This window comes from Hufsiella ginkgonis (genome assembly GCF_009834915.1).
Taxonomy (GTDB): Bacteria; Bacteroidota; Bacteroidia; order Sphingobacteriales; family Sphingobacteriaceae; genus Hufsiella; species Hufsiella ginkgonis.
Window position 1 is genome coordinate 772794 of the sequence record NZ_WVHS01000001.1, and the last position, 21749, is coordinate 794542.

Below are 21749 nucleotides of genomic sequence, written 5' to 3' on the forward strand. Positions count from 1 at the left end.
CGGCATAACATGGGGCAGTCATTAACAGAAATAGCACAAACATTAAAGGATGTCGATAAAAAAGTGCAGCTGATTTATGCCTTTAATGGCACGGGAAAAACACGACTGTCAAGAGAATTCAAGAAATTGATAGCGCCAAAAGAAACCGATGTGGAGGAACACGAAGAATCAAACATCAAAGTGCTTTATTACAATGCATTCACGGAAGACCTGTTTTATTGGGATAATGACCTGGATACCGACTTAACCATGAAGCTTAAAATACAGCCAAACAATTTTACAAACTGGGTTCTGCGTGACCAAGGACAAGGCCCAAACATTATAACGAATTTTCAACATTACACCAGTGATAAGTTAACGCCTCGTTTCAATGAACAATATACGCTTAGGAAGGGGAACGACGAGGAAGCGATTATTGCAGCCTACTCAGAAGTTACGTTCTCCATTGAAGGAGGTAATGAGGATCGTATCGAAAATATAAAGATTTCCAAAGGCGAAGAAAGCAACTTGATTTGGTGTGTGTTCCATAGTTTACTTGAGCAGGTTGTAGAAGTGCTAAATGTTCCAGAGCTTGATGAACGTGAAACTGACCAGTTTAACGATTTGGAATATGTGTTTATTGACGACCCGGTGAGCTCTCTGGATGACACACACCTTATAGAATTGGCTGTAAATATAGCTGAGTTAATAAAGTCAAGCCCAAAAGGTTTAAAGTTCATTCTAACCACTCACAATCCATTGTTTTACAATGTCTTATCTAATGAATTCAACAGAGTAAAAGGCGTGAAGAAATTACGTCTGGAAAAATTAGGCGACGGCACGTTTTCAATGGCGGAGTCCGGCGACTCGCCTTTCTCGTATCATCTGTTCTTATTATCTGAATTAGAGAAAGCGATACAGTCCGGCGATATACAAAAGTATCACTTTAACTTCATTCGTAACATATACGAAAAGACGGCAACTTTTCTAGGGTATGATAAATGGGAGCACCTTTTACCACGAGAATCGCGTAGAGCGTATTACAACCGTATTATCAACCTATCTAGCCATTCTAAACACAATGGAGAAGAAGTTTCAATGGTCGAAGAAAATGACAAAAGAGTAGTGAGTTATCTGGTGGACGAATTTAAGAAAGGCTACCCGTTCAGATCAAATGATAATCCTATCGCTGAGGAAAATGGCACAGTATAAAACCATCGCAGAAACGAACAACTTCATAGTTCTTGATAACTATGCAAAGCTTTCCCTGGTGAATGAGCCCCCTGCGGTTTATCAGACGGAGTCGGCTCTCGAGCGTGAATTCATCCGGGACTTAATCGATCAAGGCTATGAAAATCCTTCTAACCTCACTACAATCGAAGCCATGCTTGCTAATGTAAGAATACAACTTCAAGCGCTTAATGAAATGGTGTTTACCGATAGTGAGTGGGCTCGTTATGTAGAAGAGTACTTGGATAAACCCAGTGATAATCTCGTCGAGAAAACAAGGAAGATACATGACAATTACATTTACGATTTCGTTTTCGATGATGGGCATATTCAGAACATCTACTTAGTAGATAAAAAAAATGTTTCGCGTAATAAAGTTCAGGTGATCGCCCAGTTTGGGCAAAAAGGAACGCATGCAAACCGTTACGATGTTACCATACTGGTAAATGGCCTGCCTTTAGTTCAAGTCGAGCTAAAAAAACGCGGGGTTGCTATCCGCGAGGCGTTTAACCAGGTACATCGCTATACCAAAGAGAGTTTAAATATTAGCAATTCACTGTTTAAGTACCTGCAGATTTTCGTTATCTCGAACGGTACAGACAGCCGTTATTTTGCAAATACGGTCGAGCGAAATAAAAACAGTTTCGACTTTACCATGAATTGGGCGAAGGCTGATAATACGTTGATTAAAGACCTTAAGGACTTCACAGCAACGTTTTTTCAGAAACATACACTGTTAAATGTTTTGCTCACCTATTCAGTATTTGATACCAGCGATACGCTGCTCATCATGAGACCCTATCAAATCGCGGCAACGGAAAGGATTTTGTGGAAAATTGCGAGTTCATTCCAATCTAAAAATTGGTCGAATGCCGAAAGTGGCGGCTACATATGGCATACCACAGGATCAGGTAAAACGCTCACCAGCTTCAAAACTGCGCGGATAGCTACACAACTCGATTTTATCGATAAGGTATTCTTTGTGGTCGACCGTAAAGATCTTGACTTTCAAACAATGAAGGAATATCAGCGATTCTCTCCCGATAGTGTGAACGGATCAGAGAGTACAGCTGTTTTAAAGAGAAACATAGAAAAGGACGACAATAAAATCATCGTAACAACTATTCAGAAACTCAACAATCTGATGAAAAGCGAAAATGACCTACCTATCTATCAAAAGCAGGTCGTTTTTATTTTCGATGAAGCACACCGTTCGCAGTTTGGTGAGGCGCAAAAAAATCTAAAGAAAAAGTTTAAAAAGTTCTATCAATTCGGCTTTACAGGAACACCGATATTCCCGCAAAATGCATTAGGCGCAGAAACTACCGCAAGTGTATTCGGTCGTGAATTACACTCCTACGTCATCACTGACGCTATTAGGGATGAAAAAGTACTGAAATTCAAGGTAGACTACAATGATGTCCGGCCTCAGTTTAAGGGGATAGAGACCGAAAAAGATGAGAAGAAGTTAAGTGCCGCTGAAAATAGAACAGCGTTACTTCACCCGGCTCGTATCCGCGAAATTTCTCAGTACATTTTACAAAGTTTCAGAGTAAAAACACACAGAAGTCAAGGCGGCGGTAGAGGCTTTAACGCCATGCTTGCCGTAAGCAGTGTAGATGCGGCTAAGTTTTACTATGAGGAACTAACTAACTTACAAAAGGCCAGTGAAAGGCCTCTTAAAATAGCCACAATCTTCTCTTTTGCGGCCAACGAAGAACAAAATGCCATCGGTGAGATCGTTGATGAGACTTTTGAACCCTCCGCTATGGAAAGTAGTTCGAAGGAATTTTTAACTAAAGCGATCAATGACTATAATGCGATGTTCAAGACCAGTTATGGCGTCGATAGTAAGGAGTTTCAGAATTATTATCGGGACCTAGCGAAACGGGTTAAAAGCCAGGAGGTGGATTTGCTGATTGTTGTTGGTATGTTTTTAACGGGATTTGATGCGCCTACCCTGAACACCTTATTTGTAGACAAAAACCTACGTTATCACGGGTTGGTTCAAGCATATTCACGGACCAACCGAATTTATGATGCTACTAAGGCTTTTGGGAACATAGTTACGTTCCGTGATTTGGAACAAGCCACAGTCGATGCGATTACGTTATTTGGCGATAAAAACACTAAAAACGTCGTACTTGAAAAAAGTTACGACGAATACATGGAAGGCTTTACTGATGCAGCAACAGGTGAAGCACGCCGCGGCTATTTAGAAGTGGTAGCTGAATTGCAACAACGCTTTCCAAATCCTGATGAAATTTTCAAAGAGAAAGATAAAAAAGACTTCGTTAAATTATTTGGCGAGTACTTACGTGTCGAGAATGTGCTGCAAAACTATGACGAATTTGAAGGATTAAAAGCTTTGCAGTATTTAGATGTAACCGATCTTGAAGCACTACAGGAATTCAAGGCCAAATACTATCTAAGCGATGACGACATAGCCACAATGAACGCTATTAACATTCTACCTGAGCGCGTAGTTCAAGATTACCGTTCAACGTATAACGATATCCGCGACTGGTTGCGTCGTGAAAAGTCCGCTAACGAAAAAGACGCCTCTACCATTGATTGGGAAGACGTTGTATTTGAGGTTGATCTCCTTAAATCTCAAGAGATTAATCTCGATTATATCCTTGAGATAATTTTCGAGCACAACAAAAAAGCAAAAGATAAAGCAGCACTCGTTGAGGAAGTTCGTCGTTTGATTCGTGCCAGTCTTGGAAACCGCGCTAAAGAAACTTTACTTGTCGATTTCATCAACCAAACTAACCTGGACAATATCCTCGATAAGCCCGGCATTATTGACGCTTTCTTTTCTTTCGCACAGGTCGAACAACAGCGGGAAGTCGACGAGATAATCACTGGTGAAGGCCTTAATTCGGAGGCAGCTAAACGCTACATTGCAGCATCATTAAAGAAGGAATATGCCAGTGAAAATGGGACTGAATTAAACGCCATCCTTCCTAAAATGAGCCCACTAAACCCTGCTTACCTAACCAAAAAACAAAGCGTATTTCGAATAATTGCGGCCTTTGTTGAAAAGTATAAGGGCGTGGGTGGGAGGATCTGACATAGATTTATAATGTGGCGTGACATCAGAGTGTAAACGCTACGAAGCACTGCCCTATCCCCCGTAAACGCGACCGGCCGGAAAGCCCAGAGCCGAGTTTCAGATGGTATTCGAAGAAGAGGAGATGGATCGCCTGATGACCTAATACACTAAATAAGAACGTTAAGACTTTGTAATATACAGCAAAATACTTATCTTTAAAAAATAACAAATCCACTGCTTATCGTAGTTGCTTCCCTTACAACAGGAGCATTGCTACTTACACAGTGGTTTGCTTAGCTGAGGCTCTCCAACCCAAGCTACTATCTTAAGCTGAACTACGTTTCAGCTTTATTTTTTTGGTCATCCGGCAACATATAGGTGTTGAATGATCCGTTTGAGCCTTTGATTAGTTTATTCCTCTGCACTCTCATTGTAAGTACAGCTGACAACGTATTCTTTGAAATGATCTTCTCTGGCTCATTGGAGGTCAGCGCCTGGTGAATTTCCTTCAACGACATCGGTCTATTTACCTCTAAAAGGACATTTCTAACCTTCGTGTATAGGGAGGGTTCTTTAATGTTCTGGCCTTCAAAAGTCGTCGGCACGTGCGTTTGAGAATTCTCAACCTCAACCCTTGAAAGCACTTTTCTAATAACTTGCAACTCATCCTGTAGCTCTAATATAGATGCTACCAATTCTGCTTCCCGAGCTTGATACGCGGGTACCAAGTACTTAAGGTGGCTTTCTGGTATGCTAATTACTTTTGTCATCGTGCTAACAATGGTACAAATATACTACATGAAGTTAAAACAGCAAGAGTATATTATAATTTTTTTCAATTTGCTATCAGCGGAGAGGTTTATGTAGATATAAGATGTTTTTGGTACGTTTTTCCTCAATAATAGCATTATCTGACTGTCAGAAAATTAGTTTAAGCTCTTGCTTCTTCAAGCCGTATTATGCTGTTCAGTAACCGTAGAGCATATCTAATTAAGAACAGCGCTCGATAAGCACCGCCTGTAATTTTTTTTATTTTGCGGAAGCCCGTAAACAATTTCGGTAAAATTCGTATTCGGTACACGCCACGCTACCCGTAAGATCAGCGTCCCAGGGCGTGTCTTTTTTATATCCCTCATCCATTCTTCGCGGCATGATCTACCAAAAACCAGCGCTTACTGTTCAGCAGCTGATCGCACAGCTGGAAGCCCGTGGATTAGCCATTGCTGATAAACCCTTAGCAGAACACTTTTTTCTCAACATGAGTTATTACCGACTGGCCGGATACTGGTGGCCGTTACAGGCAGACAAGGTGCAACGCCTTGATTAACCACTAAAAACGGTTTCCCGTAACACATGGGTTAATACTGGAAAACTTAAAACCTACGAGAACAACTGTAATAGCTTACTGTAAGATAAACTCACAGAAACAAACCGAACGTCTTCTTTAAGCTCGGCTTGATCGTTTTGGCGGACTTAATCACACTCCGCAACTGCTTCAAATCATCTCCGGAAAGATTGCCCAATACCCTGGATGGATCACCAGCGATAATATTAGCTAAAAGCTCTTTCTTGATAGGGTGCAGATTTGAACAATCTACGTACGAATCGTGGGCAAGATAATCCCTGTTTTCACTTAGGAACTGTGGATTTAAGCTTTTCAACTCATCTGTTGGGAACACATTTTCATTAAGTTCTGTATTGATATACACAGTGGCCACCAGCAAACGGTCGAAGGACTCGCCCATTACGATCACTCGTTTCTCTTTAGGAGGTGTAGTGTCGACAACAAAAATCTTGATAACCACGCCTATAGCCAGGCTATCATTGGCAAAACGGGCGCGTTCCTCATTGGAAAACGCATCGGCTAAAGACGTCATGCCAATTTAGAAGATGCGTTTTCAGCTTGAAGACAAATGTAAGATATCATACCATCCGAAATACCGGCGGCTTTTGCGATGTCTATATACGACATTTCGATATCCTCAGCCTTTTCCGCAAGATCCCAAGCCGAATCGTGAGATTTTTTGACAAGGGCATCAAAACCCAGCATACTATTTTCTTCGATCGAAATGGTTAAAGCTTCCAGGTCAGATTCGGAGAGTTCGTCCAGATCGGGTTTCACCAATGCCCGTACAATTGGTTTGCGAGCACCTCGCTCTACAGCAAATGCTTTACTCCTAACCATTGCTTCTACAAAGGGTGACTCAGATTTCTCTGAGGCTTTAAAAACATCGTACAGGAACGATGGAACCGGCCCGTACTTCATTGCTTGGTAAGAATCGCCGGTAAGCGGTCGGCCAAAGTTCTTCAAATGAACCTGTTCAGCAAAATACAAGATTTTGAAAACCTTGTGATAGTCAGCAGGCCCTATACGGTCCAAAACGTATAGTGCTGCGTGCACTGCTTTGTCTTTGTCGATACGGAAGGCTGTCATAATTATATACAAAGTTACTACAATTCAGGAAACTACAAAGTTTTATACTAAAATACTTAGCAACAAAATATTTATTAATGTCAAACACTTTAAAGCCTTAAACCAGATGGAAAGGAAAACCCCGAATGGGCGCCTGCGCCCCTAAACGCAGTGCGGCGTGCGTTAGACAGGAAAAAACGGTTTCGTAAAGTACCTTTGTTATTTTACGAAGGCGTGTCTTTTTTATCTACCAATTCACTCTTGGAAGAAGTATCGCACTGCTAAGATAAAATCCTTATTTCTTTTTATCCGGATCAACAAACGGCGGAAACTTGGTCAACGTTTCCCGTGCTTCGGCGGTTTTCTTCACTATGTAAGGGGACTTTGCATAGTCGCTTGCCTTACGCACCTCTCCTGTACGAGGCTCTTGAGATTGGTGTGATTGATTCTGTGGCATAGCTATACAAATATACTTTTTCTAACGTCTGTTTGCCAGGAAAGCTTCATAATTTACATTTTTCTGAAACGGCTCCCAATGCTTATTTCTCAGGCCCTTAATTTCAAACTCTTTGCACAGTTCGTCGTAATGCCTGGAAATGCTCATCTGGTATAACCGGGTTCTGGCCGCGCTGCTTCCTGCAGCATAGATGTGGTGGTTACCGTTCTTATCGCAAAAATCATGAATAGAGGAAGCTACGGTAGCTAATACCTTGTCTCGATCTTCATTATTCGTTGTAACGGCATCGTCGATATCACCCGTTTTTTATCACCGAACCCAAGATTGAAAATAGTTACCGGATGCTTAACAGCTTCTGTAAAGATGATCATCTTCCGAATGGCTCTTTCGGGCCGTCGCTAAAGAACTCGTAGCTCGTAAACGTCTCGTCGGGTGTATAAGTGTACTTCGGAAGATGCATAAAATCGTCGAGTATCCAGAAAGCTGTGAAGCTACAAAATTTCTAACTATCGGCTGATTATGAATACATTATGACAAGTACAGCTTTGCATTGTCGGATGCTAAGCATGTTTAAACCCATCCCACGAAGAACGCCCCAATTCCTGGGGCCGATAGAACATAAGTCCGGAAGCCGAGGCACGAGGCTGATGCAAGCAGGAAAAGCCGCCTATTCCTAAGGCCTCATTCACCTGCTAAAGGTGAGACTTACGCGACGTCTAAACCGGATCATCTCCGAATAAACTGATCGCTGATACACCTTTATTAAGCTCGTTCATCACCTCGATTTGATGCTTTACATTCCCCCGTTCGTCGATATGCTGCAGAAAAATTCCGTCGTCCCTTAACACCTCGCCAATCAACTTGCTTCTATGGCATTCGCAAGGCTTGCTTTCGCTGCACATCACTGCCACTTTCAGGCCCTGTATATGGGCTTTTTTCAGCCTTTCGATACCCTGGCGGAAGAACTCTTTGGTTTTCACGACAGAGTAATCGACTTTCCCCTCCGCATGATAACAACCAGGATCGCCCGGGCGGCCTCCCATCGCATCGCCCATAAACACATACCTGATCCCATGCTGCTCCAGGAATGCTTTAAGAGCGAACCGGTTATATTGAGGGTTATATTTTGAGTACGGGGCGGAGCGCACGTCGATAAGGTATTCGATACCAAATCGTTTCAACAGGTTCAGGAAGTCCCCAGCCTTTCGTGTGCCATGGCCTATGGTATATACCGGATGGTAACTCATCATGCTAAAATATAATTAAAACATCTTTTTCTGCGCAAGTGGTTTGTCATCTTCTTGCCTTATTGGGTTGTCAATTATCAACATATCCACAATAGTGTTTTTCTTTGCCATGCAAGCCATACCGATTTGAAAGGAGGGTACGAAGAATAGGCCTAACTTCCTAAACCCGATAGAACGGAAAGCCCGGAAGCCGAGGCACGAGGCTGAGGACTTGGAGGGATAGCGGGACTACAGCACCCACGAAGCCACTGCAGCACCTTTCCAATAACCTCACCCCCTATGAATGATCGCATCACTCAGCGCATCCACAATTCCCTGAACGTACTCCCGGTTCTTTGAAACGATGCTGTTCGCCTCGCCCGAGTTGGTGCTGATCCTTACGGCGAACTCGTTTTTGATCACCAGCAGCAGGATAATGCCCGCCACCAACAGGACGGCTCCAAGGCCTCTCGCGTCTTCGGATAAGAGCATCAGCAGGCCGGCAACGACCAGGAGTACGGGTGCCGTCCTGCTTTTTTTGATCTCGAATACGTGTACAGAAGAGATGTTCCGCATCGCGTAGGTTTTGGAGCCGGTTTTGAACCTGGATTGGGTGACTACCACCGTTGTGTCCTGGTAAAAGGTTGTTTCGTTTATTGTTTCCATGATGACTGGTTTTTATGATGACCAGGTACGTCAAAAATATCCGGCTAAACAAACCGGTTATTACGGGAAACCGTACTACCCGGCTTCCCCGTCCTTATGCACATCCTTGAACCGCAGCATCTGCCCTAACTTCAGTTCGCGCGCCTGGTCGAACCCGCAGGTGGAGGTAAATTCGCGGGGGTTTTGGTAGGTGCCGAACAGCATGTCCCACCATACGATGTCGCCGTAGTTGTTGGTATGTTTCTCGTATTCGTGGTGGATGCGGTGCATTTCCGGTCGCTGGAAAATGTACCCGATCCACTGCGGCGTTTTCACGTTGGTGTGGTAAAAGAATTCGCCAAGGGCTGTGCACAGGGTGTAGACGGCGCCGGCTTCGGGATTAAGGCCGAGGAGCGTATACACGAGGAGGCTGCCGATAACGGAGTTGACGGTCATCTCCAGGGGGTGCTTGTAGAACGAGGTGATCACTTCCAGCCGCGCGGGACTGTGATGGACCTGGTGAAAGCGCGTCCACAAAAAATCGCTTTCATGGCGCCAGCGGTGCCACCAGTAGAACACGAACGTGGCGACGACGTACGCGATCACTCCTCCCGCCCAATCGGGAACGATCTGCGAAAGATGGAAGAGTGAAACGCCGGAAAGCCATTTTTCCCACGAGAGGCCGGCCACCACCACTACGCACAATTGAACGAAATTGATAGCCAGGACCCGGATCGTCCAGGTAGGTACTTCGGGCAGCTTCCAGCCGGGCGCGAGCCGTTCGAGCAGGAAGCAGAAAGTAAAACAAATAAAGATGACGGTAAGCATAACAACGTGTTTAGTTGAACACTAAAGTCGGTTGGTGTGGCCGCGTTTCTTTTGACAAATATCAAAAAGCGATAAACAGCGGGCTTCGGTGCGTTATTTCCGCCGGCGGATGCGGCTCAGCGTTTCCTGGGTAATACCGAGGTAGGAAGCGATCTGCCCCAGCGACGCGTTTTGCAGTACCGATGGGTATTGGTCCAATAACCGGTTGTACCGCTCCTTCGCGTGAAGCATCCGCAAGCCGATGGCGCGCGCCTCGCTAAGGATGTAGTAATGTTCTGTGAGCCGCCGCCCGATCACGTTGAACTCCGGGAACAGGCGATACGCTTCCTGCAGCCGTTCGTAGGAAAGGCTTACCAGCGTGCTGTCCTGCAGCAGCTCGATGCGTTCGGCGCCGGGCGTTTGGGTGAAGAAGCTGTACACGGAGATGATCACGTCGCCCTCGCCCATAAACCAGGCGGTAACCTCCTTGCCGTCGTTAAAGTAGCAGGCCCGTGCAAATCCCGAATGGATGAAATAGATCTTCCGGCAGGTAGTGCCTTCCTCCAGGAGAACGTGCCGTGGGGGAAGCTCGTAAACGCGTGTATGCGTGTGCAGGAAATCCTGCAGCGGATTGCCGGGGGGATAAAGGCGGCTGAACCTGTGGAGAAGATGCTCAAGGGGCGACATAAGAATTAAAGTTAGCAAAACCGGCCGCTCTGCGGAAGAAGTTTCCACTTCGCACGCCGGCTATACAAGGCGTTGAGCTGGCAGGAACGTTGCCGTATAGCCAACCACTTGAACAGCGTGCCGTATAATTTTCCCGAAAATAACCCTCCCCGCCTGGATCGAACCAGGTTAAAGCAAGGGCACGGCAATGAGCAATATCTTCAACGAAGACTTTAGGGATTATACAGCGGCTTAACAACCTGACGCTGGAAAAGCTTCTTCACCATCCAAGTTTGGACGTGTTTAGCTTTGGAAACCTCCTTCGGCTATCGATATCATGGTAAAGGTGAAAGGCCTTAACTTTGCTGACTGTTTCGGGAAAGCGTTATTTTTGAAGACTACGGGCTGCTTATCAGAACTATTCACCTGGACGACTTAAGGGATGCCAAGCGTTCTTCCGGGCGAGCCAAAGATATTAACGACCAGGAAAATTTATAAGTACATTGGTTGTGGTCACCAGGATCTTATACACCAGTACGAGCTCCGGCGACCTGCCGGCAAAAACAAAGTGTCGAAACTGCCCCGCGCGCTAAACAGAAGGACGGATATTTTGAGTCTTCTAAAATGGTTGCACTTTGTATTCGTCCACAATAAAATTACAGATGTGCCAGGAAAATAAAATCGGGATATATATAGGTTAAAGGGTTATTCACCATCTTAGGAACCTAAAAACCTGATAGTATAAAAATAATATTCTTATGCATAGAAAAGTGATCTCTGTGTTTATCGCATTTGCGTTTATATTGATTCTATGCAGTCTTGTAACATCCTACTCACCTGGAGAAAAAAAACAGGAGGGTAAGATAGCGGGCAAAATTGTTTACAATAAGAAGAAGCATAGCCTGACGTTATCATGGCCAGCATTCGGCTCTTCGGGGAATTATGTGATCACCAGAGGAGGCAGTCGATTGGCGTCAGATTTTATGCCGGTAGGTTCCACTTCTGCGCCGAAATTTACAGATACCAAACCGAATGCAGATAAATACGAAAACTATTATAAAATTACCCGTGACTCTATCACCATCATACTTTCGCTGGAGAACCAAATTTTTGGTAACAATATGTATTTCTATGACAGGAAATATGAAAAAGCAGCAACTGCACGAAACGAAATCAATTCGCATTTTGGCGCCATTGGCCGAAGCGGATCAAATGGCGAATGGACTACAAAACGCCAGGCATATTATTTCAAAGCGAATGTTGATGGTCAAACTTACGATGCGGGTGGGTCGGGTTCTGCATCATCGGCAGCGGCTAACTCGATAGAATTGGGGTTCTACTCTCACATCGGTGGTTTGGGCAAATTACCTGGAGACGTTAAACTGGGTGCTATATTCACCCGGCCTCACCTTTCGGGCGGAGCAAATGCCACGTGTACATTTTGGCGTTCTGTGGAAAATGTGGCAGTGATGCGGGATTTTGCCTGGACAGTTTCCCAATCGACCAGTGCACGGAGAATGCTGATTGAAAGCACGTCGAAATATATTTCGGATGTTGGAAGCAATAACTTTTGGGGCAGCGGTGGTTTTATTGCAGACACCCGTTATACGTCGGCCAGGCCAAACTGGGGCGGACAACAACAATGGTACACCAGGAACACCGTCTTCCCTGCTGGCCCGGGAGCCATGGGCGGTTCGTATAATATGGTTTGGCAGGGTTGCATCAATGCTCCGCAAGCGGATCATATCAATACTCCGATTCCTGCTACACCCATTATCAGGGAGAAACCTTTCCTTTTTATAGACAAGGATGGCGAATACAAAGTATTTGTCCCGGCATGGCAAAAGGACAGGGCAGGACTTTCCTGGTCGTCAACAGGTATGGGCAAAGGTAAAATCCAGGATCTGCTTAAAGACTGGTATGTTGCCAAAGAAGGCGACACGGATACGGAAATTAACAAAGCCCTAAAAGCCGGCAAAAATGTATTTTTCACCCCGGGACATTATTCATTAAATGCGCCTATCCAGGTGAATAGAAAAGACGCAATACTTTTAGGTGCCGGTATCGCTTCCGTAACGCTGGAGCCTACCGAAAAAAACACCTGGGGATGTATCTATGCCGACGATAAGGACGGAATTATCATTGCCGGATTGTTGATGGATTCGTTTAACAGTACCACTTACCAGGTCAGAATTGGTAACGAAGGAGCGAATGCAGACCATTCTGCAAACCCGCTTTTGCTTACCGACATTACTTGCAGGATAGGCGGCGTTCAGTCAAAAAACATCCAGGTACATGCTTCGATGCAAATAAACAGCAACAACGTGGTGGGCGATCACTTCTGGTTGTGGCGCGCCGACCATGGATCGCAACGTGGCGGAAATGCACGCTGGACAAGAGACCGGTGTAAAAACGGGTTGATCGTTACCGGTGATGACGTTACGCTTTACGCCCTGTTTGCCGAGCACTACCAGGAATATGAAGTACTATGGTTGGGAGAACGTGGCAGAACCTATTTTTTACAGAACGAACCGCCGTACGATGCCCCGGACCAGGCAGCCTGGAGCAGCCAGGGAGGCCGAGTTGATGGTTATGCGGCTTTCAAGGTAGCTAATACCGTAAAAGAACATCACAGTATAGGAATGGGTTCTTACGCTGTTTTCACAGGAACCGATGGCCATGTGAACAAGAAAAACGGCTTTGAAATACCTAACAGCCCGAATGTGACACTCGAGAAAATGTGTATCACGCGTTTTTCTGGTCCGGGTAATATCCAAAACGTGGTGAATGGCATTGGTGGCAGCACGGCAACTGGTGTAAAACGCGTGGCATCATACAACAATGGTACAGGCACACCACCTTACGACGAAGGATTTGATTTGCCCGATCGTGAATCATATCCTGCTTATATCGGTATGGATAAGTAATTAAGAAATAGGACACCTTTACCGGGAGTTTTTAAACAAAGCTTGTGTCATATTGGTTCTTGAATTCTTTAATAAACAATGTTCGACTAACAAAGCTACGTTGCTCAAGAATGACTGATAGGTGTCGGCCTGCTGGATATTTGATGGTATATATTGAGATTTTAGGTGTGTCGGGATGGCAGAATAATACGCTGCAAGTAAATAACTGATTTATTGCGGGTTACGAAGCCAGATTTTTCTATGGGTCACCTAATTATCAAAGCTGCATTTTCGGCGGGCTGGACGATAATTTAGGGTTGTCGGGCGGTAACGGATGATTCAAGGAACGAGTGTAGGGTAAAGATAGGAAGAAGATATTTATTTGGAAAGGGGTGCAATAAGCTATTGATTTGAAGGCTCGACAAATCATATCTTTGTACTGCCCTATCGAAGTGAAGACCTGAGTTCCACGCGGGAGTAGCGTAGATGGGGCTTTTTTGCCACATCATTGAATCCGCAGTATTTTATACTTACCGTTCCATATTAAGGATTTGTTGGTTTTATCGTCAAAGTCTTTGTAATAAAGCTCAATAAGCAGATCGTCATCGTTAAGGGTCATTTTACCAGATAGCTTATCATAAAAAGAATCAGCAGGTATCTCACGCGCGTTAATAATCCCTTGCGAGCGAGGGATGACGAATCTCATGCTATCCAAATAGGTTTTCCGTTGTAAAAGCGATATTGGATCATGAACCATAAGCATCCGTTCACCAGTGACGATAATTTCGTACTTGCCGCCAACTTCTTCGATCGTCGCGACCTTGTTATTATATACCGGCGAAGTAAATAGGTAATAAGCGAAAGTTAAGAGCCCAAACAGGAAGGGGAATAAGAGCCTGGCAATGCGTCTGGCTCTTCCTTCGAAGATCCATTTTATTGGAAAATATAGGACGAGGTAGGCGATCCCGGCTGTTACCGCGAAAAAAGCAATTAAAAGAAACGCAAACAGAACCATCGTCGCTCTTGATTAATACTTTTCGAATCTCGTGCCTTTCAACCAGTAATCGAAATATTCCAGGCTATCTTTCAGTTCCTTCTTTTTTAAAAGGTACTGTTTCGTATCGATCGAGCCTTCATCTCTCGATTTCTCTAAAAGTTCTTTTTCGTTCCGTTTCAGCTGACGTTTTTTGGCGTTTTCATAATGCTCCAGGTCTTCTTTATGTTGTTTGACCCAGCGCTCTTCAAGGATATTGGGGTTTTCTAGGTTTGTAATTCTCTCAAGCGAAACCCCTGAACGTTCAATATAGGAGATGGACTGGCCAAACTGGAATGACGGCGGTTGCCTGATAAATTGCTCATACCCATCGCACATAAACTCGAAATCGCCACGGGTGGTAATAATAGCCCAAACAGTACCCTCCTCACCAGCTTGCCGCTCGATATCCTCAATTTCGAGCGTATACCCCTCCAAGATATCCACTTCGAACTTCAGGTGCCTGATGTTCTTAAATACCAAAGTGGCTGGTGCCACCCAAAATGTAAAGGGCATCCCCTCAACTTCTGGCTGGTTCCATTTAAAAATGTAATCGATGTCGAGCTCGAGGTCTTCGGCCACGCGAATCTTATAAATCGTTGCATCGTGCCAACCCATGTCGTCGAAGTCGGAGTCTGTCCAGATAGGCTTTTCGAGTTCGTAATGCATGGCTATTCGTTATAAGAAGCTTGATTATCAACTATTTTATTCACTCGCGACTGCAGAAACCATATACCTATTGGCAAGAAAGCCACCAGGAAGAAATCGCCGATATAATCACTTAAACGTGCTTTTTTACCCACTTCAAGTGACTTCAGTAATTGTGCAGGGAATGCCAGATAGTTTAAAACAGCGTAGATCACATAAAACATCAGTAGTACATAAACGCCGGTAAAAGTAATGCCCTGGCCGTCCGAAATAATCATCGCAGCTAAATATATGGTTAGCCATAAACCGCTATTAATGACGAATAAATTATAGTTTAATTCAATTCGCTCGGGCAAATAATGATAAAGCCCATTACCCACGAGAAACGGCCAAAGAAAATATAGGACAATGCCGACGATACGTATCACAGTAGTAACAGACGAATTATTTTCAACGGTGAAATTGCTGAGTATAACTCCTATCATAATGAATATAAAAGCTTGCCAATGTTTAAGCTTGAGGATGAACTTCATGCTACAATGATAACGGTCTGCAGATAACTTTAGTCGCGAACTAGTAAATTTGGACTATTCCATCCGGCGAGATATTGCAAAACAAATGTATACTGATTTAACCCCTGAACAAAAGGCACTGGCTGACTGCATGAGTGACATTTCCGAACGATGCTTTGGCGCTGATTGGATGGATGGTCTTGAGTATGACCTTTGGAACGCTTTATTGCATGGCGAACGGAAATATGGGCAGGGGATGATCTCTGCGAACGATATCGAGAACCTAAAGAGGATATCCAATGCCTGCAATTGTTGGATATATTTTGACGATAAACAAGAAGAGACAGCAATCGCGCTGGAGAGGTGGAGAGAACGCTGTCAATATCTTCAGGTTCTTCCTCGAACCAAGATGTCAACATTCATCAATAAAACAGCGCTCACGTTTAGCGGTATTGCGCTTTCCGGACTCTTGCTCTTATGGCTTTTAGGAGGGTTACTCCTTAAAACTATTCCAGGCACCCCATTTAAGTTAGATGGCTTATTAATCACGGTAATCTACCTTTCCTGTATTATTGCCGTTCAAAAAAGAGTCTTAAGAGCCGATCCTGGTACTAGTATAATCAGGTTGATCATCCTGGGTGTATTAGTGAGCCTCCTGGCAGAAGCATCCTTTCAGATCATCCGCCAATTTACTTTTCAGGATTATAGCTTGAGTGAGAGGGCAAGATACTTTTTTACCGGGGTGATCTCCATCACCCTTCTAATGGCCGTATATTCCTTTTTTTCCGCCTACCAGCTGAAAACGAGAAGAACCGCACGGCTATTCCTTTTTATAGGAATATTTCTCGCTATAATAGCGGTTATTAAACATTTTTTTCCTTCGCCTTTTCAGTAAGATGAAGCGAAATTAGAGCAATTGTACTGAAATATCTATGCACGGCATCAAACCGCTATTTTTTATACAACTCAATTTTCCGCCCATCAGGATTGCCGATAATTGCCACATAACCAAAATCTGTTTGTGCGGGATCTGAAAAGAACACCGCCTGTTGCTCTTTCAGCTTAGAATCGTTCCGTCGAAATCATCAATCCCGAATCCAATGCGCAAATTCTTATCTGGTTCCGTTTGATTTTTGGCAAGCGGTATATCTCTAAGACGGTTTGGCCGATGGTAGCTGAGTAGTGATAGGGTGAATTTCCGTGTTTATGAGAATCGAAGGTAAGTCCTAGCAAACTGTAAAACTCCGCCAGTTGCTGCGGTTCGCTGCTACGTAAAACCAGAAATCGGATATCCATAGTATAATTTAAGGTTTTATGAGAAGATTTTTAAGATCGGAAAAGATATAATACCAATTATGATTAGTTTAGGGTGAATGTGTCTCACTTAAAACATGGCCAGGTACCTCGACCACCAAACAGCTAAAACCTATTTAAACTTAGGCAAAACCATTGAGGTTTTTCTAGGGAGAATATCGGATGACCAGGAAATTCTGACTTACCTCAGTTTGACACGATCGGATACAGGAGATATAGAGGTAACCTGTTGCGAGCATTACGATGAGGGTAGCCTGGATTTTGTTGACCTATACGAATTTTCCACCGTCGACCCGGATAGAGAGAGTTCCCCGTATTTACTTCCGGGGATTTCGATGAAGCTATAGGATTTATAAAAAAGAATTTCGCCCTAGATGAAGTAAAGTTGGTGAATGATGGTGTTATACAGGATGAATATGCGGATTTGCTTAAGCGCGAGGGATTGATCTAATGACAGATAGTTTGATGGCAAAAGAAGATAACAAAGTCGTAAAGATACTTTTCAGATTTTACAGCAATGTGCTGGATGAGTGGACTGTCGAGACCATGTGGGCAGAAGTGGTCGACCAGGAAAAGGGACTGTATAAAATTGCAAATATCCCATTTTACGCTTCCATTGCATCGGATGATATTGTGTTTGCAGAATATGACGATGACGAAGAGAGGCTGACCTATCGTGAAACAGTCGAATTTTCCGGCAACTCAACGGTCCAAGTTGTTATTATGGATAAAAACACCGTTGCCAACGACATTCGCGACATATTCAACGACATGGGTTGCCCATCCGAAAAAGCCAGCGAAGGTTATTTCGTGCTGGAAATCCCTGTAAATGTCGACTATAGATCTGTTAAACAGAAACTATCGGAATTGGAAAATAACAACGTTATCGGTTATGCGGAACCGGTCCTGGCTGATGGACATCAGTATTGAATGATAAGCTAATCTGAACAACAACTAATTACCAAAGTAATAAGTTTATTAGCGGTTATTGTTCCTCATCATTCGATCTCATCAAGTCCACGATGCGGCCGTCGTTCAAGCGAAAGGGCCCATCTAATTGCGAGTCTAGTGTATAATTTATTCGCCAAAATGCAGTTTGGGCCCTTTCGACCGGGTTTTGAAAAGTTTTAAATGATAATATTGTTTGGCTTCGCGGTTCTTTGCATAGGATCATATCAAGTTGAAAGCCAATCTCAGTTATCGTAAGCGCTGATTTCTCCGTAAAAGCTATTGACCGAGGCAAGTGATTCACAAAGAATGTCCAATATTGTTACTGAATATCGAGCTCTCTCCAGATCAGTGGTATGTAATCTGTTTAGCGTCCCCTGTACTAGCATACTTAACTAATTCGGTTACACTAAGGCCAGGAAAGTAATATTGTCTTGACTCTTTATAAAGGGATTCAACCTTCAGCCATTCTTGCCGTGTGATTCTAGAAATCCCAAGTTTCGTTTTAAAATATTCTTCATGTGTGTCCCCGAACATGTCCTTATAACTTAGCTTCGCAAAAGTCTCAACTTCAGGATAGGCAATTTTTGCATCATAAAAAGCGTTTCTGATTCTAACTTCATGCAATCCATTATGATCGTTGTCGATGTTAAACACTTCACCTACATCATTTCCGGTTATATTTCCGCCCATGTTATAGTATCCTCTTAGCGGTAACCTTAACGTATCTGAACTAGTTTCGCGCCAGCGAGTGAAGTTTAAGAACGCCACATGATCGAATTCAAAGTCAACTAATCTTCCACCTCTGTTAAAAACGTGCAAAATATCATTATCCTTAATATTTAAGCTGTCATTTTCCTCCTGCTCCATGATTAACTCGAATTGCGGAAGGTTCTCCTGTCGCATAATTTTGGTTTGCGTGTCGGCTATATGATTTGCTTCTATAGATACCACGATGCCCATCCCAGTTAGCACAATGGCAACAATGACTTCGAAAAAAATTTTATTGCGCTCTAGGCCTTTCCGAACGTAATCTAATGTAAATTTCATAGAATTTTAGTCATTTTAATCTTGGTTTATCGATTTTGTAACTAGATAAGCGGTAACCATTAATTGAATATCGTTACATACATTTGCTAATTTAAAGATAATAACATTTGTAGTCTAGAGTCATCAACGTATGCTAATGCAAATGCTTTAGGGGAGCAGTTGATACGGTTATAATTTCAAAACCTCATTTGGAGGGTCCGCTCAAATCATTTTCTGTATATGATAAGGAAGCAGAACGCTAACTCATGTCGAAGAGACTTACGATTGTAAACGTCGCCGTACCACACATAAAATTGGGATTGAAAGGCCTGGCGGCTGTTTTGTTAGTAGTGAATTAGCAGATAGCATAAGACTTAAGGAATTGGTGCTCTATCGATTAAACATGAGTCTTGAGCAAGTTGGGAAATATTGCCCGTTATGAAAATCCATATTGTAGATAAAAATATTCCGCCGATTATTCGCAATGACATCGTCAATTAAAGTGCTGAACTTGGAGTGTGATGCCGTTTGACTCGTTTGATTATAATCGGCTAATGCACCGGTTAAATAATCCGGAATTTTTATTAGGTCTGCATAAAATTCGTCACTTTTGCTATCGGCTGGTGCGGCAAGAAATTTACAAAGGTATTTATCGTAAAGGTATTGGATAAAGGTAATATTGAAAAGATCAAGAGAAAAGTTCTTTTCCATGTCATTGATTTCGTCCCGGTCTGAAAACCACCCCATTTTTGTACACTGCGTACGGTTAGCTACCAGTGTGGCTAAAAATCCACCAATCGTAGTGATCAGGATAAGATTTCTTAAAACGCGGTGTTTCTTATCTTGCTCTATATAATTTCGGATTTTCTTGATCTTTCTTCCTATCGCTATATTTGTTTCTTTTTGAAATGGATCTTGTTCGTTCCATCCAGGGATCGAATTGTAAAGGTTGTCTAGCGACAATAGCAACGATGCCTTATAATTCTGATAGTTGTTGTAGAATCCATATTTGTGATTTGAGATAACAAACGAAAAACTTAAAAATGGTAAATGTCTTAGAAAGCTGGCAAAAGCTGGGCTAACAGACCTGGTTTGTTTAATCTCACCCGGAGCCAGCAAATTGATCATGCTCCCTAGTTCAAAAGGATTCTGTATAAAAGGCAAAAAAGAAAAAGTTACAACGTCGTTGAGTTTACCACTGGCAAAACTATAGTCGGAGAAAAGTGTCCAGCGATCGATGTGACCATATTGATGAAAATAGTCGGCTTCCAAATCGGCGATAGTAGTGCCATGATAGACCTGATTTACGGCCTTGATGATTGGCGAATCTTCCTCTTTAACCCGCATTACCTTAATATAAAAAAATCCAATATGCGGATCGGTTCGTCCTTTTTTACGTAAAGATCAGCCGCCCAAAAATCCGCCACATAGATTCTGGTTTGCCTGAAATGCCCCTGCTCAATCATGTCGTTCGGCAAAAGCAGCCATTCGTCATTTTTTATTGCGAGTTTCAACGCTCTTTTATACCGATTTTGAGTAGCCAAGTCTTCCATTACTAATTCAGGCTTAATCAAAATTAGAGAATGTGCTTTACAAATACCTCCGCAGACTCCGCAACCTGCATGTTGCAGCGCTAAAGTCGTAATGATACTATCATAACGAAAGGCTTAGCGTTTGTGCGGAGTGCATTGATATTGATAAGCCCATATCCCCTTTGCAAGCGGCATTAATTCAGCTTCAGCGATACTTAAATGAAAAACGTAACGTGTTTCCTGATATGGGACATTGCAAGAAATTAAATCCTCAGCCTTCAAATCAGCTGCCCATTTTTTTTGCAATTGCCTCGTCTTTAGTAAAGGAAATGAAGTCAGTTATTTTGTAATAATTTTTATCCGACTCTAGTAAATGATCGATATGTGCTTTGATCGTTGATAGCCCGCCCAAGTTCTCAATATTTTTTGGGTTTCCGCCGCCCCCGAAAGCTGCCGAGCGGATACCTTCTGAGCGAAATCCACTTGGATTTGTACACTCATTATATATGCTATCACCACGGTATAAGTGTACTATACTCACGTTAATCTTTATAGAGCGTCCATTACTTGTTCTGCCCGAATAACCTCAATTCGCGGATTGATCTGGTTGACCAAATCACGTATCATAGAAAAGTCTTGTGAACTCATAACACGTCCAGTAATGATCTGTACAACTTCCGCTGGCACATATACACCTTCAGTTAGGAAGATGCGCTCTTCTTCTTCATAAGTCCAGATATTTAGTTTGTGTATCAGAATTGTCCGTGCGGCTTGACGTTCATCGATTTCACCAGAAAGATGATGGAGCCCTTCGTATATTATAGGCCTTAAATCAACCACATCCGAGTCGACCATGACACCAATAGCAACGCCCCGTTGGCCGTCGGCGTAATGAGACCACATAAGTTTGTTATTATTGTTCCGACTCAGTGAACATACCCGGACATTCTGCTTGTTTTCCCGTATGATACGCAATATTCTTCTATCATAATTGCCTTGATAATAATAATATTGGCCCTCCATGGGATCATTCGTTTCTTTATACAACGAAGCATATAAACGGTTACGTAGAATGATGTCGACAAAGTTCTTAAAATTATTTAAGCTACGATATTTATACAATAGACGTTGGGCCATCTGTGATCGATGAATTAGCTGGTTATACAAGAAAACCAAATATAATAGTACTAATAGAATTGGGTGTATCTTTCATCCAGATTGCTCAATTAAAATTGTTGCGAAATGTAAATACAAGAAAAACTGTAACTTACCGCTCTAATATTGGCGTGAGATACTTAGTAAATTTGACCAACATCCGTAATAACCCATAAGTCATGAGATTACTG

21 protein-coding genes are annotated in these 21749 nt (G+C 43.1%); 6 read left to right on the top strand and 15 right to left on the bottom strand.

The window, feature by feature from the left end; genetic code table 11:
* Window positions 1–9: 9 nt before the first annotated feature.
* Complete coding sequence (locus GS398_RS03290; RefSeq protein WP_160905290.1) at window positions 10–1191, top strand: AAA family ATPase; 1182 nt, start codon at window positions 10–12, stop codon at window positions 1189–1191.
* The gene (locus tag GS398_RS03295) at window positions 1178–4285 is read left to right on the top strand and encodes an HsdR family type I site-specific deoxyribonuclease (protein ID WP_160905291.1); all 3108 of its coding nucleotides are present in this window, start codon (window positions 1178–1180) and stop codon (window positions 4283–4285) included. Before GS398_RS03290 ends, GS398_RS03295 begins: the two co-directional genes overlap by 14 nt.
* A 317-nt stretch (window positions 4286–4602) precedes the next feature.
* Here the strand turns inward: GS398_RS03295 and GS398_RS03300 are convergent, their stop codons facing one another.
* Complete coding sequence (locus GS398_RS03300; protein WP_160905292.1) at window positions 4603–5037, bottom strand: hypothetical protein; 435 nt, start codon at window positions 5035–5037, stop codon at window positions 4603–4605.
* Window positions 5038–5417: 380 nt separating this feature from the next.
* On the opposite strand from GS398_RS03300, the gene GS398_RS03305 reads away from it, so the two are divergent.
* Complete coding sequence (locus GS398_RS03305) at window positions 5418–5594, top strand: hypothetical protein (RefSeq protein ID WP_160905293.1); 177 nt, start codon at window positions 5418–5420, stop codon at window positions 5592–5594.
* Window positions 5595–5685: 91 nt separating this feature from the next.
* Here GS398_RS03305 and GS398_RS03310 read toward each other — a convergent pair whose 3' ends face one another.
* From GS398_RS03310 to GS398_RS03335, 7 genes are all read right to left on the bottom strand, one after another.
* Entirely contained in the window at window positions 5686–6144 is a 459-nt protein-coding gene (locus GS398_RS03310; RefSeq protein ID WP_160905294.1) for a hypothetical protein, read from the bottom strand.
* Complete coding sequence (locus GS398_RS03315; protein ID WP_160905295.1) at window positions 6141–6701, bottom strand: Panacea domain-containing protein; 561 nt, start codon at window positions 6699–6701, stop codon at window positions 6141–6143. Before GS398_RS03315 ends, GS398_RS03310 begins: the two co-directional genes overlap by 4 nt.
* Before the next feature lie 457 nt (window positions 6702–7158).
* Complete coding sequence (locus GS398_RS22930; protein WP_439649213.1) at window positions 7159–7431, bottom strand: DUF6934 family protein; 273 nt, start codon at window positions 7429–7431, stop codon at window positions 7159–7161.
* Window positions 7432–7853: 422 nt separating this feature from the next.
* Entirely contained in the window at window positions 7854–8387 is a 534-nt protein-coding gene (locus GS398_RS03320) for a DUF488 domain-containing protein (RefSeq protein WP_202405942.1), read from the bottom strand.
* A 267-nt stretch (window positions 8388–8654) separates the two neighbouring features.
* The gene (locus GS398_RS03325; protein WP_160905296.1) at window positions 8655–9029 is read right to left on the bottom strand and encodes a DUF6232 family protein; all 375 of its coding nucleotides are present in this window, start codon (window positions 9027–9029) and stop codon (window positions 8655–8657) included.
* A 75-nt stretch (window positions 9030–9104) separates the two neighbouring features.
* The gene (locus GS398_RS03330; protein ID WP_160905297.1) at window positions 9105–9836 is read right to left on the bottom strand and encodes a sterol desaturase family protein; all 732 of its coding nucleotides are present in this window, start codon (window positions 9834–9836) and stop codon (window positions 9105–9107) included.
* Window positions 9837–9929: 93 nt separating this feature from the next.
* Window positions 9930–10502 carry a Crp/Fnr family transcriptional regulator gene (locus GS398_RS03335; RefSeq protein ID WP_160905298.1) on the bottom strand — a complete coding sequence of 191 codons (573 nt, stop codon included), beginning with the start codon at window positions 10500–10502 and terminating at the stop codon, window positions 9930–9932.
* A 737-nt stretch (window positions 10503–11239) separates the two neighbouring features.
* Between GS398_RS03335 and GS398_RS03340 the strand changes: the two genes are divergently transcribed.
* The gene (locus GS398_RS03340; protein ID WP_160905299.1) at window positions 11240–13408 is read left to right on the top strand and encodes a pectate lyase-like domain-containing protein; all 2169 of its coding nucleotides are present in this window, start codon (window positions 11240–11242) and stop codon (window positions 13406–13408) included.
* A 484-nt stretch (window positions 13409–13892) separates the two neighbouring features.
* On the opposite strand, the gene GS398_RS03345 is transcribed toward GS398_RS03340, so the two are convergent.
* Genes GS398_RS03345 through GS398_RS03355 form a run of 3 tightly spaced genes read right to left on the bottom strand, consistent with a single transcriptional unit; the run spans window position 13893 to window position 15601 of the window.
* Window positions 13893–14402 (bottom strand): hypothetical protein, encoded by a 510-nt coding sequence (locus GS398_RS03345; protein ID WP_160905300.1) that lies wholly within the window; start codon window positions 14400–14402, stop codon window positions 13893–13895.
* Between the two features lie 12 nt (window positions 14403–14414).
* A complete protein-coding gene (locus GS398_RS03350; protein WP_160905301.1) occupies window positions 14415–15089 on the bottom strand; it encodes a hypothetical protein in 675 nt (224 codons plus the stop codon).
* A 2-nt stretch (window positions 15090–15091) separates the two neighbouring features.
* Window positions 15092–15601, bottom strand: a complete 510-nt coding sequence (locus GS398_RS03355) for a hypothetical protein (RefSeq protein ID WP_160905302.1) — start codon at window positions 15599–15601, stop codon at window positions 15092–15094.
* 49 nt (window positions 15602–15650) lie between these two features.
* On the opposite strand from GS398_RS03355, the gene GS398_RS03360 reads away from it, so the two are divergent.
* Together GS398_RS03360 and GS398_RS03365 are read left to right on the top strand one after the other, a co-directional pair.
* The gene (locus GS398_RS03360) at window positions 15651–16475 is read left to right on the top strand and encodes a hypothetical protein (RefSeq protein WP_160905303.1); all 825 of its coding nucleotides are present in this window, start codon (window positions 15651–15653) and stop codon (window positions 16473–16475) included.
* 884 nt (window positions 16476–17359) lie between these two features.
* Window positions 17360–17824, top strand: a complete 465-nt coding sequence (locus tag GS398_RS03365) for a DUF4265 domain-containing protein (protein ID WP_160905304.1) — start codon at window positions 17360–17362, stop codon at window positions 17822–17824.
* Between the two features lie 366 nt (window positions 17825–18190).
* On the opposite strand, the gene GS398_RS03370 is transcribed toward GS398_RS03365, so the two are convergent.
* From GS398_RS03370 to GS398_RS03385, 4 genes are all read right to left on the bottom strand, one after another.
* On the bottom strand, window positions 18191–18892 hold the full coding sequence (locus tag GS398_RS03370; protein WP_160905305.1) for a hypothetical protein: 702 nt from the start codon (window positions 18890–18892) through the stop codon (window positions 18191–18193).
* A 369-nt stretch (window positions 18893–19261) separates the two neighbouring features.
* The gene (locus GS398_RS03375) at window positions 19262–20218 is read right to left on the bottom strand and encodes a hypothetical protein (protein WP_160905306.1); all 957 of its coding nucleotides are present in this window, start codon (window positions 20216–20218) and stop codon (window positions 19262–19264) included.
* 468 nt (window positions 20219–20686) lie between these two features.
* Window positions 20687–20944, bottom strand: a complete 258-nt coding sequence (locus GS398_RS03380) for a hypothetical protein (protein WP_160905307.1) — start codon at window positions 20942–20944, stop codon at window positions 20687–20689.
* 8 nt (window positions 20945–20952) lie between these two features.
* Window positions 20953–21540 (bottom strand): DUF2971 domain-containing protein, encoded by a 588-nt coding sequence (locus GS398_RS03385; protein WP_160905308.1) that lies wholly within the window; start codon window positions 21538–21540, stop codon window positions 20953–20955.
* Window positions 21541–21749: the final 209 nt, after the last annotated feature.

Coding starts and splice junctions, on each gene's coding strand:
- GS398_RS03290 (WP_160905290.1), top strand. CDS start 10: ATGGGGCAGTCATTAACAGAAATAGCACAAACATTAAAGGATGTCGAT.
- GS398_RS03315 (WP_160905295.1), bottom strand. CDS start 6,701: ATGACAGCCTTCCGTATCGACAAAGACAAAGCAGTGCACGCAGCACTA.
- GS398_RS03305 (WP_160905293.1), top strand. CDS start 5,418: ATGATCTACCAAAAACCAGCGCTTACTGTTCAGCAGCTGATCGCACAG.
- GS398_RS03370 (WP_160905305.1), bottom strand. CDS start 18,892: ATGAAATTTACATTAGATTACGTTCGGAAAGGCCTAGAGCGCAATAAA.
- GS398_RS03300 (WP_160905292.1), bottom strand. CDS start 5,037: ATGACAAAAGTAATTAGCATACCAGAAAGCCACCTTAAGTACTTGGTA.
- GS398_RS03340 (WP_160905299.1), top strand. CDS start 11,240: ATGCATAGAAAAGTGATCTCTGTGTTTATCGCATTTGCGTTTATATTG.
- GS398_RS03310 (WP_160905294.1), bottom strand. CDS start 6,144: ATGACGTCTTTAGCCGATGCGTTTTCCAATGAGGAACGCGCCCGTTTT.
- GS398_RS03320 (WP_202405942.1), bottom strand. CDS start 8,387: ATGATGAGTTACCATCCGGTATATACCATAGGCCATGGCACACGAAAG.
- GS398_RS03355 (WP_160905302.1), bottom strand. CDS start 15,601: ATGAAGTTCATCCTCAAGCTTAAACATTGGCAAGCTTTTATATTCATT.
- GS398_RS03325 (WP_160905296.1), bottom strand. CDS start 9,029: ATGGAAACAATAAACGAAACAACCTTTTACCAGGACACAACGGTGGTA.
- GS398_RS03385 (WP_160905308.1), bottom strand. CDS start 21,540: ATGGCCCAACGTCTATTGTATAAATATCGTAGCTTAAATAATTTTAAG.
- GS398_RS03345 (WP_160905300.1), bottom strand. CDS start 14,402: ATGGTTCTGTTTGCGTTTCTTTTAATTGCTTTTTTCGCGGTAACAGCC.
- GS398_RS03375 (WP_160905306.1), bottom strand. CDS start 20,218: ATGCGGGTTAAAGAGGAAGATTCGCCAATCATCAAGGCCGTAAATCAG.
- GS398_RS03365 (WP_160905304.1), top strand. CDS start 17,360: ATGGCAAAAGAAGATAACAAAGTCGTAAAGATACTTTTCAGATTTTAC.
- GS398_RS03330 (WP_160905297.1), bottom strand. CDS start 9,836: ATGCTTACCGTCATCTTTATTTGTTTTACTTTCTGCTTCCTGCTCGAA.
- GS398_RS03350 (WP_160905301.1), bottom strand. CDS start 15,089: ATGCATTACGAACTCGAAAAGCCTATCTGGACAGACTCCGACTTCGAC.
- GS398_RS03335 (WP_160905298.1), bottom strand. CDS start 10,502: ATGTCGCCCCTTGAGCATCTTCTCCACAGGTTCAGCCGCCTTTATCCC.
- GS398_RS03295 (WP_160905291.1), top strand. CDS start 1,178: ATGGCACAGTATAAAACCATCGCAGAAACGAACAACTTCATAGTTCTT.